This window comes from Bacillus yapensis (assembly GCF_005280205.1).
Classification (GTDB): domain Bacteria; phylum Bacillota; class Bacilli; order Bacillales; family Cytobacillaceae; genus Robertmurraya; species Robertmurraya yapensis.
In genome coordinates, this window is record NZ_SUND01000016.1 from 83873 (window position 1) to 98923 (window position 15051).

The 15051-nt window shown below is 34.4% G+C and carries 13 protein-coding genes and 1 pseudogene; 4 read left to right on the forward strand and 10 right to left on the reverse strand.

The annotated features are described in order from the left end of the window. Positions 1–12 precede the first annotated feature (12 nt). The 4 genes from FAR12_RS17765 to FAR12_RS17780 form a co-directional block, all read right to left on the reverse strand. Complete coding sequence (locus tag FAR12_RS17765; RefSeq protein WP_126410151.1) at positions 13–2427, reverse strand: heavy metal translocating P-type ATPase; 2415 nt, start codon at positions 2425–2427, stop codon at positions 13–15. Between the two features lie 80 nt (positions 2428–2507). Further along, entirely contained in the window at positions 2508–2714 is a 207-nt protein-coding gene (gene copZ / locus FAR12_RS17770; protein ID WP_126410152.1) for a copper chaperone CopZ, read from the reverse strand. A gap of 15 nt (positions 2715–2729) precedes the next feature. Further along, complete coding sequence (locus FAR12_RS17775; protein WP_126410153.1) at positions 2730–3071, reverse strand: metal-sensitive transcriptional regulator; 342 nt, start codon at positions 3069–3071, stop codon at positions 2730–2732. A 162-nt stretch (positions 3072–3233) separates the two neighbouring features. Further along, positions 3234–3434, reverse strand: a complete 201-nt coding sequence (locus FAR12_RS17780; RefSeq protein WP_126410154.1) for a DUF2933 domain-containing protein — start codon at positions 3432–3434, stop codon at positions 3234–3236. Positions 3435–3962: 528 nt separating this feature from the next. On the opposite strand from FAR12_RS17780, the gene FAR12_RS17785 reads away from it, so the two are divergent. Beyond that, entirely contained in the window at positions 3963–4958 is a 996-nt protein-coding gene (locus FAR12_RS17785; protein WP_126410155.1) for a metal ABC transporter solute-binding protein, Zn/Mn family, read from the forward strand. Positions 4959–5535: 577 nt separating this feature from the next. On the opposite strand, the gene FAR12_RS17790 is transcribed toward FAR12_RS17785, so the two are convergent. Both FAR12_RS17790 and FAR12_RS17795 read right to left on the reverse strand, forming a co-directional pair. After that, complete coding sequence (locus tag FAR12_RS17790; protein ID WP_126410156.1) at positions 5536–6171, reverse strand: YdhK family protein; 636 nt, start codon at positions 6169–6171, stop codon at positions 5536–5538. 158 nt (positions 6172–6329) lie between these two features. Continuing rightward, positions 6330–6959: an NAD(P)/FAD-dependent oxidoreductase gene (locus FAR12_RS17795; RefSeq protein ID WP_126410157.1), complete on the reverse strand. Its 630-nt coding sequence runs from the start codon at positions 6957–6959 to the stop codon at positions 6330–6332. Between the two features lie 233 nt (positions 6960–7192). Here FAR12_RS17795 and FAR12_RS17800 point away from each other — a divergent pair, with 233 nt between their 5' ends. Then, the gene (locus FAR12_RS17800; protein WP_126410158.1) at positions 7193–8440 is read left to right on the forward strand and encodes a hypothetical protein; all 1248 of its coding nucleotides are present in this window, start codon (positions 7193–7195) and stop codon (positions 8438–8440) included. Positions 8441–8571: 131 nt separating this feature from the next. Here the strand turns inward: FAR12_RS17800 and FAR12_RS17805 are convergent, their stop codons facing one another. After that, entirely contained in the window at positions 8572–9306 is a 735-nt protein-coding gene (locus tag FAR12_RS17805; RefSeq protein WP_126410159.1) for an urease accessory protein UreH domain-containing protein, read from the reverse strand. A 324-nt stretch (positions 9307–9630) separates the two neighbouring features. On the opposite strand from FAR12_RS17805, the gene FAR12_RS17810 reads away from it, so the two are divergent. After that, positions 9631–9936 (forward strand): AbrB/MazE/SpoVT family DNA-binding domain-containing protein, encoded by a 306-nt coding sequence (locus FAR12_RS17810; protein WP_126410160.1) that lies wholly within the window; start codon positions 9631–9633, stop codon positions 9934–9936. 93 nt (positions 9937–10029) lie between these two features. On the opposite strand, the gene FAR12_RS17815 is transcribed toward FAR12_RS17810, so the two are convergent. The 3 genes and pseudogenes from FAR12_RS17815 to FAR12_RS17825 form a co-directional block, all read right to left on the reverse strand. Continuing rightward, positions 10030–10389, reverse strand: a complete 360-nt coding sequence (locus FAR12_RS17815) for a hypothetical protein (RefSeq protein ID WP_126410161.1) — start codon at positions 10387–10389, stop codon at positions 10030–10032. A gap of 169 nt (positions 10390–10558) precedes the next feature. Then, positions 10559–11380 (reverse strand): prolipoprotein diacylglyceryl transferase, encoded by an 822-nt coding sequence (lgt, locus tag FAR12_RS17820; RefSeq protein ID WP_126410162.1) that lies wholly within the window; start codon positions 11378–11380, stop codon positions 10559–10561. A 322-nt stretch (positions 11381–11702) separates the two neighbouring features. Then, positions 11703–12557: pseudogene (locus FAR12_RS17825) on the reverse strand (C39 family peptidase). 484 nt (positions 12558–13041) lie between these two features. Between FAR12_RS17825 and asnB the strand changes: the two are divergent. Next, positions 13042–14949, forward strand: coding sequence for an asparagine synthase (glutamine-hydrolyzing) (gene asnB / locus FAR12_RS17830; RefSeq protein ID WP_126410163.1), 1908 nt, complete (start codon positions 13042–13044; stop codon positions 14947–14949). The last annotated feature ends 102 nt before the right edge of the window (positions 14950–15051 follow it).

Genomic DNA, 15051 nt, shown 5'->3' on the forward strand with positions numbered 1-15051 from the left:
TTGCATCTCTCCCTATAATTTTACTTTTTGTAGTCGTAAGGCATTTAATACAACAGATACTGAGCTAAAAGCCATTGCAGCGCCTGCAAGCCAAGGAGCTAAAAGTCCAATTGCAGCGATTGGAATACCTATCGTGTTATAAGCAAGAGCCCAGAAGAGGTTTTGCTTAATATTTCTCATCGTTATATGACTCATCAAGATAGAATCTGGAATACTGTTCAAATCTCCACGAATCAAGGTGATATCAGCAGCTTCCATAGCAACATCAGTGCCCGTTCCAATTGCCATTCCAATATCAGCAGTCGCAAGTGCTGGTGCATCATTGATACCGTCCCCTACCATTGCTACAATCTTACCTTCTGCTTGAAGTTTCTTAACCTCTTCAGCTTTTCCTTCAGGTAACACCTCAGCAATAACATGGTCTACTCCAGCTTGTTTAGCGATTGCATTAGCAGTTTGTTGATTATCACCTGTAATCATAATAACTTGTAGCCCCATTTCCTTCATACGTTTAATAGCTCCTGTTGAGGTTTCTTTTATTGTGTCCGCGACAGCAATCAGACCTGCAAATGAGCCATCAATAGCAACTAACATAGCTGTTTTTCCTTGCTTTTCGAGATCCTCCATTTTCGCTAAAATATTCTCGACATTCACATTGTTTTGTTTCATAAGTCGGCGTGTTCCAACTAAAACTGTTTTTCCGTCAACAACTGCTTTTATTCCATATCCGGGGATATTTTCAAAGTCTGTGACATCGTTTAAATCAATTGACTTATCTTTAATTCCTTCTACGATTGCCTGAGCTAAAGGATGCTCAGATTGTTTTTCGGCAGATCCCACTAAAGACAGAAACTCCACTTCATTTTGCTCTGTTATTACATCCGTAAGTACCGGTGCTCCATTTGTTATCGTACCAGTCTTATCTAGTATGACGGTATTTACACTGTGAGTCTTTTCAAGATGCTCTCCACCTTTAAAAAGGATTCCATACTCAGCAGAACGACCAGAACCAGCCATAATTGACGTTGGTGTTGCAAGCCCCAATGCACATGGACAAGCAATTACTAGGACAGCAATTAATTTCTCTAGAGCTTCAGCAAAATTTCCTGGATCTACCCATATATACCAAATTAAGAATGTAATAACTGCAATGCCTACAACAATAGGAACAAAAATACCTGATATAGAATCAGCCATACGCTGAATTGGAGCTTTTGAACCTTGTGCTTCTTCTACTACTTTTATGATTTGTGCCAAAGCTGTTTCTTTTCCGACCTTGGTGGCCTTAATCTTAATAAATCCATTTTTGTTAAGTGTAGCCCCAATAACTTTATCTCCAATTGTTTTATCCACTGGAACACTTTCTCCTGTTAGCATTGATTCATCAATAGCAGAGCTACCTTCTATGACCTCTCCATCAACAGGAATTTTTTCTCCTGGCTTAATCAATAATATATCTCCAGAAATCACTTCTTCCAACGGAACAATCTCTTCTCTTCCATCACGAAGGACAGTAGCAGTTTTAGCCTGCAACCCCATCAATTTTTTGATTGCCTCCGATGATTTTCCTTTTGCTCTAGCTTCGAAAAGTTTTCCTAGGATGATTAATGTAATTAAGATCGCACTCGTTTCAAAATACAGACCTACTGAATGAGTACTATTTCCAATCGTTTGAATCGCGAGGTAAACACTGTAAAAATAAGCAGCTGAGGTACCGAGTGCAACCAGTACGTCCATATTGGCACTTTTATTTTTGAGTGCTTTATAAGCACCTACATAGAACTGCTTACCAATAAAAAATTGCACGGGTGTCGCTAGAGCCATTTGAACCCATGGATTCATCAGAGCTTCAGGAACATAAAGGCTGGAGGTAAAACTAAAGTGTCCAAACATTGCCCAAAGCAGTGGTAAGGATAGGATTGCCGAAAAGATAAACTTCCCTTGCTGTTTCTCAATTTCCTTTTGGCGATGGTCAACAGCTTCTTTATCATTTTCAACACTTTTAACCATGGCACCATAGCCTAAATCTTCTACCTTTCGAATCATGTCTTTTAGCGAAATAACTGAAGAATCGAACTCTACTAAAGCTTTCTCAAGAGCTAGGTTAACATTGGCTTGAATAACCCCATCTAACTTATTAAGCCCTTTTTCAATTCTTGTTGCGCATGCTGCACAGGTCATACCCGTTAGAACTAGTTCCTTTTTTTCTGTTACGACATCATAACCTAAATCCCGAATCTTTTTCTGTATATCCGTAGGGCCCATGACATTAGAGTCAAACTTCACCATCGCTTTTTCAAGTGCAAGATTTACATTTGCATCTTGGACACCATCCATTTTCTTTAACCCTTTTTCAATTCTTGTTGCACATGCAGCACAAGTCATACCGGTTACTTGAAACTGGTTTTCTATAATTTTTCCACTCATAATTCCAACACCTCATACCTATATAGGGTATAGTTATTTGTAAAAGAAGACGTGCTTTAACAGCACGCGCTTCTGTTGCATTAATCTACATCATAACCTTGATCATCGATTGTTTCTTTAATAGTCTCTAATGTTACCTTGTTAGAATCAAATTCTACATCTACAGTCCCATTTTCTAAATGAACTTTTACTTCAGAAATTCCATCGAGCTTTCCAACGATTCCTTCTATTGTATTTACACAATGGCCACAAGACATTCCTTGTACGTTTAATGTTATTTTTTCCATCTATACCGACTCCTTTTATTTTTTAATTAATTTATCAATGGTTATAAGAACCTCATCTAAAACATCCATATCTCCTTCTTGAATTCTATCTACAACACACTCTTTTAGGTGTGTATCAAGAAGAATTTTCGCAACACCATTTAATGCTGCTTGACTGGCAGAAATCTGAGTAATGACATCATCACAGTAAGTATCTTTTTCAATTAATCCTTTTATGCCCCGAATTTGGCCCTCAATCCGGTTTAGTCTAGTCACAAGATTTCTTATAGTCTTCTCAGAATGATGACTTTTCCTTTCACTTGAGATTTCATTACAATGTTCCCCAGTTGCCGGTGCTTTTGCAAATTCGGTTTCCATTCTATCCCCTCCTTATTTATATAATACTATACCCCCCTATCCTATGTAAAGGGTAATTTTGTTAATAATTGAATTTTTTTCTCTTGTTACCGCTACAATAAAACCTTTAATTTTAGTATGCTAAGAAAAATCAGTTAAAAACCCTGAAATAGATCCAGTGATCTAATTTTTCTTAATCATTGAAGAGAGTGTGTTTATTTCTTTTTGAAGTCGCTTATTTTCATTTTCTAGTACAGATATTTTAGAATCTAATTCCTTTGAAGAATTATGATGCTTATGTCCTCCTCCATGACTATGTCCCTTCATCATGAAAATCATCATCAATGGGCATACAAGCAACAGTAAATATTGAAGCCATTCCATTTTAATCACTCCTATCTTTTTCTTAATCATACAAAGAAAATATGGAGTTTTTATCGAGATTTATATAATACTTTAAGTTTTCACCTTCCAAATGAGTTAATTCACGTTAAGTAATGAGAAGTAACTCTAAGGAGAATATCGAACAATCCACTATCATCAAACAATTGTATGAATGCGTTTTCTATGTATAACCATCAATTCTATCTTAATTCTATGGTTACATTACTCGAAGGTTTCCTAACGTTTCTTTCTTAAACCTAAAAAATAAATAGATGGCACGTACGTAACACTTTTACGATGTTTATGATTGTGTTTATGGTTATGTTGGTCACTCATTGGTTTCACCTCCTCACGAATATCATATCCTCCCTAGGGGATATGTCATCCTGAAAATTTGGACTATATGAATTTTCAATAGGCCAAAAAAGTGTTGTAAATCGGAATGATTACTATTAAACTAATAAAAGTAATAAATCGAAATGGTTACGAATAAAATTTTCAAGAAATAAAATAAGGAGCGATTCTCAATTGGTAAAAAATAAATTCAAATACGTACTAACCTTCATTTCTATACTTTTTCTAGCAGCATGTAGTACTTCAGAGAAAACAGAGAGTGATAAACAAAATGGAGAACTAACAGTTTTTACAACAATTTATCCCCTTCAGTTTTTTACTGAACAAATTGGAGGTGAGCTGGTTACCGTTGAAAACATCGTTCCTCCAGGTACGGATGCCCATTCAGTAGAAATTACTACAAAGAAGATGTTGGAGGTAGCAAAGAGCGATGCCTTTATTCACACAGGAACTGGATTGGAAGTTTTTTCTGATTCAGTTGCTGACTCTTTAAAGAATGAAGATGTACTAATCGTCAAGGCAACGGAGAGTGTTAGTTTTATAGATTCAACTGTAGGTGAAGCACATAGTGATAGTCATGAGGAAGAAGATGATGAGAATCATCAGGAATCAGGTGAAGAAAACCACGAAGATCATGGTTCTACCTCTGACGTTGATCCACACGTATGGCTAGATCCAAATCGTTCAATACAAGTGGCTGAAAACATTAAGAATGCACTTATTGAGCTAAGTCCTAAAAATAAGACACAATTTGAAAACAATTTTTCAACATTAAAAAGGGAGCTAGAAAAGTTAAATTCCGAATTTAGCGATGTGGTAAGTAAATCTGCTAATAATGTGATTGTTGTTTCTCATTCCGCGTATGGATATTGGGAAGATGCTTATGGATTAAAGCAAGTTGGTATTAGTGGTCTATCTCCAACAGATGAGCCATCCCAATCTCAATTAACTAAAATTATCGACCTGGTTAAAAAGAATGGTTACAAATATATTTTCTTTGAGCCAAATTTATCGAATAAAGTTGCTGAAACCGTTAAGAACGAAACAGGTACTGAAGCACTTACTCTTCATAACCTTGAATCCATTACAGATGAGAATATCAATAATAATGAAGATTACTTTGTAATTATGAGAAAAAATTTAAATGTATTGGATAAAGCACTTAATTAATAGAAAATCCAACTATTGAGACCAAAATAAAAAAGAAATGAACAATAACGGGACAGTACAAATATATATCTTTCTGTGTTGCCCCTTATTGTTCTTTTAATCCAATTATTCGTGCTATAGAAACTGTTCCTATTCACGATTTATTGGTAATGATGCATTCATATTGCGATTTTAATGGATAAATTCGGCAGGACTTCAGGTTTAGTAACGGTCGAAGATATACTTGAGGAAATCGTCTGTGAAATTAGAGATGAATTTGATGATAATGAAGTTCCAGATATAAGAAAATTAAACTCAGGATCACTTTGTTCTAAAATTCATGATTACTCATAGAAGATGTAAATAATTTGCTGGTCATAGACTTACCTCAAGAAGAAGTTGATACTATAAGTGCATGATTTTTGACACAAAACATTGAAGCTGAGATTGGCTAGAGATAGAATTTGGAAGCTATCAATTTAAAGTGAAAAGTAAAGACTCCCATCAAATCCATTATTTTTTAAGTAAAGAAAAGACGATGAAAAAAAGAGCTCTCCTTTTTGGAAAAGCTCTTCTTTATATCTAAGAATATATATCTTTATTCTGCTGGTGATAATTCACTTTCTGTTACCCATTTGTGATTTTTAACTTCCTCACCGCCGATTGTTGGTGTGAAATCTACCATATAGACCGTTGTTTCCTCAGCCGAGTCAATTACAACAGTAGCATCCTTCATCCCTTGCATATGGGCAGCATCTGTCTTCACTTCTGTACCTGGAGCAAGTGGCGCTTCCCCTGCATTAATGAGTTCTTCATGAATAACCCACTTATGGTTTGTCACTCGCTCTCCACCTGTGGTCGGAGTATAGGAAACAGCATATGCCGTTGTATCAAAAGCCCCCACAATAGTTGCTTCTGCACCTTTCATCCCTTCCATGTGATCAGATTGAATAATCGCTTTACTACCAACTGGGTAAGTTGGATTTTCTTCCGTCTTTAAGCCCTCTGGAATATCACCCGAACTTGACATATCCATATTATCGTGATCCATTCCTTCCATACCTTCCGCAGAATCATCCGTGGTTTCACCCATATCCATATTTTCATGACTTGTGCTGTCTGCGTCTTCATTCGTTGATTTGGTATCATCATTATTAGCACATGCACCAAGAACTAATAATAAAGCGACAAGCAAAATAAATAAAATTCCTTTTTTACTATTGTTAAGTTTCATTCTTGCATCCTCCTTTTCTAGATGTAGTATATCCGAAAGTTGTGCAGATTTTGTGCAATTCCCTATTTCTACTATAAAAATTATTAATTAGCGCTTAATCTAATCGAAACTGCATTAATAATCAACAATATCCACATACAATTATGCAACATCAACAATTAAGCAGTAATTTGTTCTTTAAGAATTTCGATTCCAATACGGTTAACAAACTTAAAAAACGGTTCTCTTTTTTTACCTTTTTCTGCATAAATCTCAATTATTTTATCAACGACATCATACAATTGTTCTGATTCCATCTGTTCCATAAATAACGTTCCGAGCTGAGCATCTTTCCCTTTTGCCTTGCCAGCAAGGTATAAATCGTATCTATCCCTTACTTTCATGACACCTATATCATTGACTAAAGGTTCGCCGCACCCAACAGGACATCCTGCATAGGCGGGACGAAGTGTAAAAGGAACTGATCTACCTGCTATCCGCCTATTCAGTTCAATCGCAACCGGCATTCCTTCCTCTTCTTCTCCTTTACAAAAGTTGCAGGTTCTTAAACTTTTTATAAAATTTCCAACCGGATATACTGAAATACCCACTTCTCGGAATTTTTCTTTAGTATCTTCCAACTGACTTTCAGGAATTTCAATGTAGAGTTGCTGGAATGTGGTCAGTTCAAGTTCGGAATGGCTTCCCATATGTTCAGCTATTACAGAAAGTTGCTTGGCACTTAATTTGCTGCCAAATTTTATACCTCCGTTTATGGCCAATTTGACCATCGCCTCTTTATTCTCCATGAATAAATCCCCCTTTGCATTTAATAGATTCTTTATACATTGCTTATAAAGATATTCTTCTTCAGCTAAGCTCAGTATATATTATATTAAATTATACCCCTCATAGGTATACAAAATATATTAAATTTTCGTGCAGATTTAGTGCAGAAGTTAAGAAATCTGCACAAAAACTTCAAACTTTTGTACTAAAATGTTTTCATATCAACCTATTTTGTTAAATGAGGAGAATATATATGAACAACTACTTCGTCCAATTGTTACGAGAATATCGTTCAGATGTCGAATCGGTATATCAAACATGGTTTATTAATAATGATGAACGTTTAAAAGCATTTAGAACAATACGAAATGGAATAAAGCAAGTCATAGAAGACATTGAAAATGATGAATTTGGGAGTGATTTTAAGGGTACTTCTTTGGAAGTAGTTGTAACAGCTATCGCGGAACAAAAACAAGTTTTTGAAGGTGCTGCTCACGCATTTTACTGGAAACCAAAACTTAGAATACCTGATATCTATGAAAATAAGGAAAATAAAAAATCATTTGGAGGATTCCTTGAGAGTTGTCTTCAGAGTACAAAAGAGCAACAGTTGATCAATGAAGTAAAAAAGCTAAATGAGAAAAAAATAAAGGGCCTTGGGCCGGCTGTTGCGAACATTCTATATTTTCTTCATCCGACTATATTCCCCCCATTTAATACAGCCATTGTTAACGGATTTAACCTTCTTTTTGATGAAAAAATTAAACTTGGATCTTGGGATGAGTATCTTCGAATGCGTGAAATGATTTTGGACTTCAACGAAAAATTTAACGCTTTCCTTTCAAAAGATTTAGGCGCTGTCTGTGGCCTTCTCTTCGAAATAGGGACTGCAAAATTAATTATTAATAAAAATCATGACCTTGCTCTTAAACAAATGGAAAAACGAGAAAAAACAAATCGTAAAAGACATGCTGAAGTAATAAATGATGTACTTGAAAATAATGAACATACGGAAATGCAATATCACTTAGCTAAATTAGGAAACTCCCTCGGATATCGTGTGTGGGTAGCTAGAAATGACCATAAACGCGAATGGAATAATCAGAAACTTGGGGAACACTCCCTTGACCAATTAAAACTAAATGAAGTTCCAATACAGTTAAAGGACACTATTTCCTTGATCGATGTTCTATGGCTGAATGATAACGATAAAATTATTTGTGCCTTTGAAGTAGAGAAAAGTACATCAATTTATTCTGGAATCCTCAGACTATATGATTTAGCTCTCACTATGAATGAGCAAGATTGTAAGTTTTACCTAGTCGCCCCTAATAAAAGGCAGAAAGAAATCAAAGCACAGCTACTAAGGCCATCTTTTCAGCATGATCAAATGTGCAGTATTTCATATATTCTCTTTTCAGACCTTCGTTGTGACTGTGATGCTATGTGTAAATTTGGTGCTAATGCAAGCGTATTAGACAAAATATCTATGAGTATCTGAAGAAAGAGCTTTACTAATTTTACCGAATTATTTACAAACGTTATCTCTCGGACAAAGATTATATCATTCTGATCACATTACCTAAAGCCCCGAATACATTCGGGGCTTATTGATAATCATAATTCAATTTTCTATACCCAATATGTAGTCGTATCAAGAATCCCTAATATTATGATGATACCCCCAGCCAACTTTTGAACAATCACACCAATCTTTCTACCTTTCTTTTTCATTAGTTTCCCACTTAGTCCAAAATACCATATTAGAAATATAGCGAATAATAATGGCAAGGATGTTCCAATCGCAAACACACTAGGAAGTATCCCTCCATAAGAAACAGACATAGCCATTGGCATCAATGTCACAAAAAACAGAATAAACATGGTAGGGCAAAATCCTAGTGTAAAGCTTACACCCATTAAAAATGCTCCTAATCTCCCTTTTTTCGTAAATCTCTGTGATATACCACCGAACGATATAATCTTATTTAAATTGAATAGTCCTAGCATGTAAAGACCAATAAAAATCAAAAATGGCCCCACGACTCTTCTAAACCAAGGAAAATAGAGTGTCAAAGTCGATTTGACTTCACTCCCTACCATCCACACAATTAACCCAAACATAGAAAATACAACAATTTTTCCAACAATAAAACAAAAAACTTCTCCCCAAGCTATTTGTTTTTGTACGGATTTATTTCCGTAGACCATTACAGCACCTAGATTAGCTGTGAATTGACACGGGGCCAGGGCACCAACAATTCCAAGGAAAAACGCAAAAAGCGAAGGGATTCCTTCCATGTTCCTAGCTAGATTTAAAAAGGGCTGGGTGAACATACTACTGATTTGACTAAAGACTTCATACATTTACTTTGACCTCTTTTTCTAATTTGCTTTTATTCTTAATTTTGTTGATAAGTTTTGCTTTACTCAACCAATGGACTTGGTCGCTTGTGAATACAATCTCAATAACTTTCATTCTACAATTTAAGTATGAAAAAAGTGTGCAGAAAAAACATTATTAAAACAGTAAATAAATTGAAAATCTGCAAAGTTTCTTCACATTTTGGTAGTATATTTACAATAAATTATCCTTTTGAAAAGAAGAATTTTTATCTTATTGTAAAATGACTAGGTTCTTTGATTCAAATCACTTTAACTTATAGCAATAAAATGTTTATGGAGGTAAAGATGATATTTTATAAGAAGATATCAAAAACAGGTCAAATTAATCTCCCTAAAGAGATTTGTACAGAATTAAACCTTATCGATGGTGAGTATTTATTTATATATAAACACCAAAATAGTATTGTAATTGAAAAGCAGCATGAGAATGTAACCTTTAACCAATGCATTTTTCGAAATGGTAAGGTATCAATCCCCGTGGAGCTACGTAAATTAACAGATATCACTCAAAATACTTTATTAGAAGTACAGAATAAAAAATCCAATGAAAAAATTATTATTACCCCAGTAAAAGATAAGCTCTTAAGTTAACCTTTAAATGTATATATGCATGTTTTAAATAAAAAGAAGGGTCACTTTATTCAAAGTGCCCTTCTTTTGGCTACAACAAAAACTAAAGAAATTTTAAGTAAAAAGTTTCAGCATTAACACCATAATAGATCCTAAACCGATAAGGCACCCCAAAAAACTTAATATAGCATGCCGCGACTCCCTCTTTTCAAGTTTTTTGTATTCACTATACGTAATTTCCTTTTTTGCAAACTTTAAACCATTTAGACTCGGTCCTACCTGATAAAGCGTTCCATCATCATCTTCAAGAATCACTTTAGAAACTAGCGGTAATTCTTTCCCTTCTTGTATGTTACTACTTACAAAACCATCAACTGAAAATACTGTTTTAACATATGCATACCTAGTATTTTTCCGTATTTGTTCACTTAAATCATATGCCTGCTGCTCAATGAAGTTATTTGATACACACAATTTAGTTCACCTCGGTACCTTTTATTCGGAGTATTCTCTAAAAGATAAATAGGAGCAAGAATTTTGAGTTAAACCAACTTTTTCTTTAATCTTATGTCGAAGTCTTGCCTTTTGTCAAAGCTTTAGAGTAGCATTATATATTTGAAAATTTTTCAAGAAGCCACTTTGTTTATTTATTTTTGTAAGTATAAATATATTGGTATTTTGCATAACCTTTTCTACGTCTAAACCAGATTGCAAATGCTGCTACAATAATAAGGACTAAAGAAACAACTTGAGCTATACGTAAAGAATCTGTAAGCATTAAGCTGTCTGTTCTTAGTCCTTCTACAAAAAAACGGCCAAGAGAATACCAGACAACATATGAAAGAAAAACTTCTCCTATTCTTGGATGTAACTTTCTTATAATGACTAGAATGAAAAATCCAACAATATTCCAAATAGATTCATATAAGAAAGTTGGGTGATAATAAGAACCGTTTATAAACATTTGATTAATTATAAAATCAGGCAGTGAAAGGTTTTCTAGAAAAGTCCTGGTTACCTCTGTACCGTGGGCTTCCTGATTCATAAAGTTCCCCCATCGCCCAATGGCCTGCCCAAGAATAATACTTGGTGCTGCAACATCGGCCAATTGCCAAAATGAAACGCCCTTCTTTTTTGCAAAAACAATCGCTGTTATGACAGCCCCAATTAAGGCTCCGTGGATTGCAATTCCACCTTCCCAAATAGCAACAATTTCTCTAGGGTTTTGTGAATAATAATCCCATTTAAACAGTACATAATAAATTCTTGCACTAACAATCGCTGTCGGAATGGCCCAAAGTAAAAGATCACTAAAAATGTCTTTTGGGAGACCCAATTTTTTAGTTTCTCTCGTGGCAAGTAACCATCCTAGCGTAATTCCAATTCCAATAATAATACCGTACCAATATATCGTGAATGGTCCAATTTCGAGAGCCACTCTGTTTAATGGTTGTATATTTTCCATTTTCTCAACCTCATCTCTTTATTACCTTTTTAATAGGATACATGATATCTATCGAGATTTTGTGCATTTTGAAAAACAACCAAGCATAATTAAATCTTCATTAAGTACTAAATAATATCGCTTATCCTCATCCAAAAAGGATAAGCTAATTCATCTAATCAAAAATTTGCTGCTCATCACACATGCCCTTTAAATGTTGTTTTGATAGAAACCAGAGTTCATGTTGGCAATTGCCACATCTGTAAAGGACTAGCCCATCCTTCCACCTGAGTCAGACTAAATTCAAATCCCAATTCACTTTGCATAATCTGTACTTCGCTACTCAAGGCAAATAGGTTATAGCCTGACTCCCTATTTGCTTCCAAGCTTCTATGAAATCATCTTTCTTAATGCCCTTATTTTTCACTCCATCTATTGGGTCGTTAAAATAGATTGTTTGCTTATCATAACCTGTAATTAATACCGAATGCTCTTTGTAAGTAATCTTTACATTTCCGTTCGGAGTATTCCATTTTTCAAAAGCAGTCTCAGGTAGTTTTTTGAATGTTGTGTTAGTAATAACCCACACGGGATTGCCAAGGGAAAGAAAGATTTGCAGTTCAGAAAATTCACTCCCTGTCAAATCGATTATTTTTTTGGGCAGATACTGTTCTGCCAGTTTTCTGATTGGTTTATGATACACTCCATACCCTCTATTTTCGTAGGAATACATATCACCAATAAACCCATCATTGGGGTCACCCCAGTAAAAGTAGCCGTTTTCCTTTTTGAAGGGAACCGAACTTTTCTCTACTTTAGCTGCCAATTCCATTTTATCTACACGAATTTCTTTGTATTGCAAAAGCATTGCAAGGCTTGTGACTTCACAGCCCCTTGGTAATTCAGGAAATTGTTTAATAATAGGTGCATCTATAAGAACTTGATCCTAAATTTTCACCACTGTAGCATTAGGAACTTTGGACTGTTCGTTAGCTATTGCTATTTTCGGTTCTCTATTATTAACTAAGTCTACTAAGTTTACTTTCTCTACTTTTCCTATCATTAGTATTAGAAGAACGGAAGTAAGTGTATAAGTTAAACAGATAATAGATGGGTGCTTTAAGCTCTGAAATTTACGAAACAGTAAAACAGAAAGGACGATACTTATTAAACCAAACAAAACAATTATAAAGATCATCTTCTAAGCTCCAATTTTATGAAAAATTATTTATTGTTTACTTCTTCTTTCACTGTAGTAGGAATAATTTCAGTTCTTTCTGGATAACCATCTTATGCCTAAAACACGCAATGTTCTAAAGGTTCACTACACCAATTTAGGGATGAATCTCCGCAATTTTTCAACCTCCAAAATCTTCTTAAAATAGATCTATCTTATCAATACTTTCATGTGAATTTATCTAATTATGCCCAATATTCTTGAAAGAAATAGATTTAATGTGAAAGGGTGACTGACTATACCAAACTCCTCACATTAATTTTGTAGTATATAAAATAAATTTGTAGAAATTGTGTAGATAATAAACAGAAAAACATGTTTTTTAACTATATTTCTTATTTCTTCATAGATTCTACAAATTTAATTAGTAGTTTATTCTTTAGTGCAAAAGTCGTGCTACAACAAGTAATACATTGCTTCTTAAAAAACTAGGTAGGTGAAATTTATGTGTGGTTTTGTTGGTTGTATGTATAATAAACCTCAAAAGATAGAACAAGATATGAAAACTAAAATAGAAATGATGAATTCATTAATTACCCATCGAGGTCCTGACTCTGAGGGTTTCTATTTTGATGATTATATTAGTTTTGGTTTTAGAAGACTAAGTATTATTGATATTGAAAGTGGAAATCAACCTCTTTCATATGAAGATGAACGTTATTGGATGATATTTAATGGTGAAATTTATAACTATCTTGAGTTGCGTAAAGAATTAATTAAAAAAGGATATAAATTTTCAACACAATCTGATACTGAAGTGATAATCGCACTATATTCTGATATTAAAGAGCAAGCTGTAAGAAAGCTAAGAGGTATGTTTTCCTTTGTTATTTGGGACAAAATTAATCAAGAGTTATTTGGGGCAAGAGATCAATTCGGGATAAAACCATTCTTTTATTCAGAACAAGATGATGCTTTATACTTTGCATCTGAAAAAAAGAGTATTCTTTTAGCTATTTCATCCTCAGTAGATCATGATTCATTGCAACACTACCTTAGCTTTCAATATGTTCCTGAACCAGATACCCTTACAAATGGTATAAAAAAACTTCAACCTGGCCATTATTTTCTTAAAAAACCTGGCAAAATGTTTAGAGCCGTGGAATATTGGAAGCCGCAATTTCAACCTAAAAACATGCCAGAATCACAACTTATTAAAGAAATTCAAGAAGTTCTAATAGATTCGGTCAGTAAGCATATGCGTAGTGATGTTCCTGTTGGTTCATTTTTATCGGGAGGAATTGATTCATCTTTTATAGTCTCATTGGCTAAAGAAGTGAATCCTCGTTTAAAAACTTTTTCTGTTGGATTTGAAACTGAAGGTTTTAGTGAAGTAACTGTTGCCCAAGAGACAGCATCGGCTCTGGAGTTAGAGAATATTAACTTTATAATTACACCTGAAGAGTTTCTAAAAGAGCTCCCTAAAGTTATTTGGCACATGGATGATCCATTAGCTGACCCTGCAGCAGTACCATTGTATTTTGTTGCAAGAGAGGCAAGGAAACATGTCACAGTGGTATTATCTGGAGAAGGCGCAGATGAATTGTTTGGCGGTTACAATATATATATAGAGCCAGAATCGCTCAAACTATTTAACTATATTCCCGATCCAGTTAAGCAGTTGCTAAGAACCTTTGGAAACATTCTCCCGGATGGAGTTAAAGGCAAAAGCTTTATTGAACGTGGAGTTACTCCATTAGAAGAGAGATACATTGGGAATGCAAAAATGTTTGAAGAAACGGAGAAAAGATTGCTCCTTACCGATTATAAAAGTAATTTAGATTATAGAAATATAACGAAACAAGTGTTTAGTCTATCTGATGGATATGATGAAGTTACCAAAATGCAACATCTTGATATTTATACATGGCTTCGAGGTGACATATTATTAAAGGCCGATAAAATGACAATGGCCCACTCCCTTGAACTAAGAGTTCCTTTTTTAGATAGAGAAGTATTCAAAATTGCATCCAAAATTCATTACAAACAAAAAATTAATAATCACACTACGAAATATATCTTACGAAAAGCAGCAGAAGGAATTGTCCCGGCGCATATCTTGAATCGAAAAAAATTAGGATTTCCTGTTCCTATCCGTCACTGGCTTAAGAATGAATTATACGAGTGGGCCGTTGATTTAATTCGCTCAAGCCCAACAGATTACTTGTTTAATAAACAAGAAGTATTCAACTTATTGGATCAACATGTAACTAATAAGAAGGATAACAGCCGTAAACTATGGACAATCCTTGTTTTCATGATTTGGCACCAAATATATGTAGAAAACATATATGAACTTGGACATGAAAAAGTGAAAAATGAAAATTCAAAAAAACTTGAACTTATAAGTTAGCTTCAAAAAGCCCAAGCATGATGACTAATACTGCTTGGGCTTTTTTGTCAAATAGTATAACGACACAAAAACAATATATAAGAAATTCATACAATTTTATTC

Bases quoted from the DNA above. Each gene is read 5' to 3' on its own strand.
- FAR12_RS17765 (WP_126410151.1), bottom strand. From the start codon at position 2,427: ATGAGTGGAAAAATTATAGAAAACCAGTTTCAAGTAACCGGTATGACT.
- copZ (WP_126410152.1), bottom strand. From the start codon at position 2,714: ATGGAAAAAATAACATTAAACGTACAAGGAATGTCTTGTGGCCATTGT.
- FAR12_RS17775 (WP_126410153.1), bottom strand. From the start codon at position 3,071: ATGGAAACCGAATTTGCAAAAGCACCGGCAACTGGGGAACATTGTAAT.
- FAR12_RS17780 (WP_126410154.1), bottom strand. From the start codon at position 3,434: ATGGAATGGCTTCAATATTTACTGTTGCTTGTATGCCCATTGATGATG.
- FAR12_RS17790 (WP_126410156.1), bottom strand. From the start codon at position 6,171: ATGAAACTTAACAATAGTAAAAAAGGAATTTTATTTATTTTGCTTGTC.
- FAR12_RS17795 (WP_126410157.1), bottom strand. From the start codon at position 6,959: ATGGAGAATAAAGAGGCGATGGTCAAATTGGCCATAAACGGAGGTATA.
- FAR12_RS17800 (WP_126410158.1), top strand. From the start codon at position 7,193: ATGAACAACTACTTCGTCCAATTGTTACGAGAATATCGTTCAGATGTC.
- FAR12_RS17805 (WP_126410159.1), bottom strand. From the start codon at position 9,306: ATGTATGAAGTCTTTAGTCAAATCAGTAGTATGTTCACCCAGCCCTTT.
- FAR12_RS17810 (WP_126410160.1), top strand. From the start codon at position 9,631: ATGATATTTTATAAGAAGATATCAAAAACAGGTCAAATTAATCTCCCT.
- lgt (WP_126410162.1), bottom strand. From the start codon at position 11,380: ATGGAAAATATACAACCATTAAACAGAGTGGCTCTCGAAATTGGACCA.
- asnB (WP_126410163.1), top strand. From the start codon at position 13,042: ATGTGTGGTTTTGTTGGTTGTATGTATAATAAACCTCAAAAGATAGAA.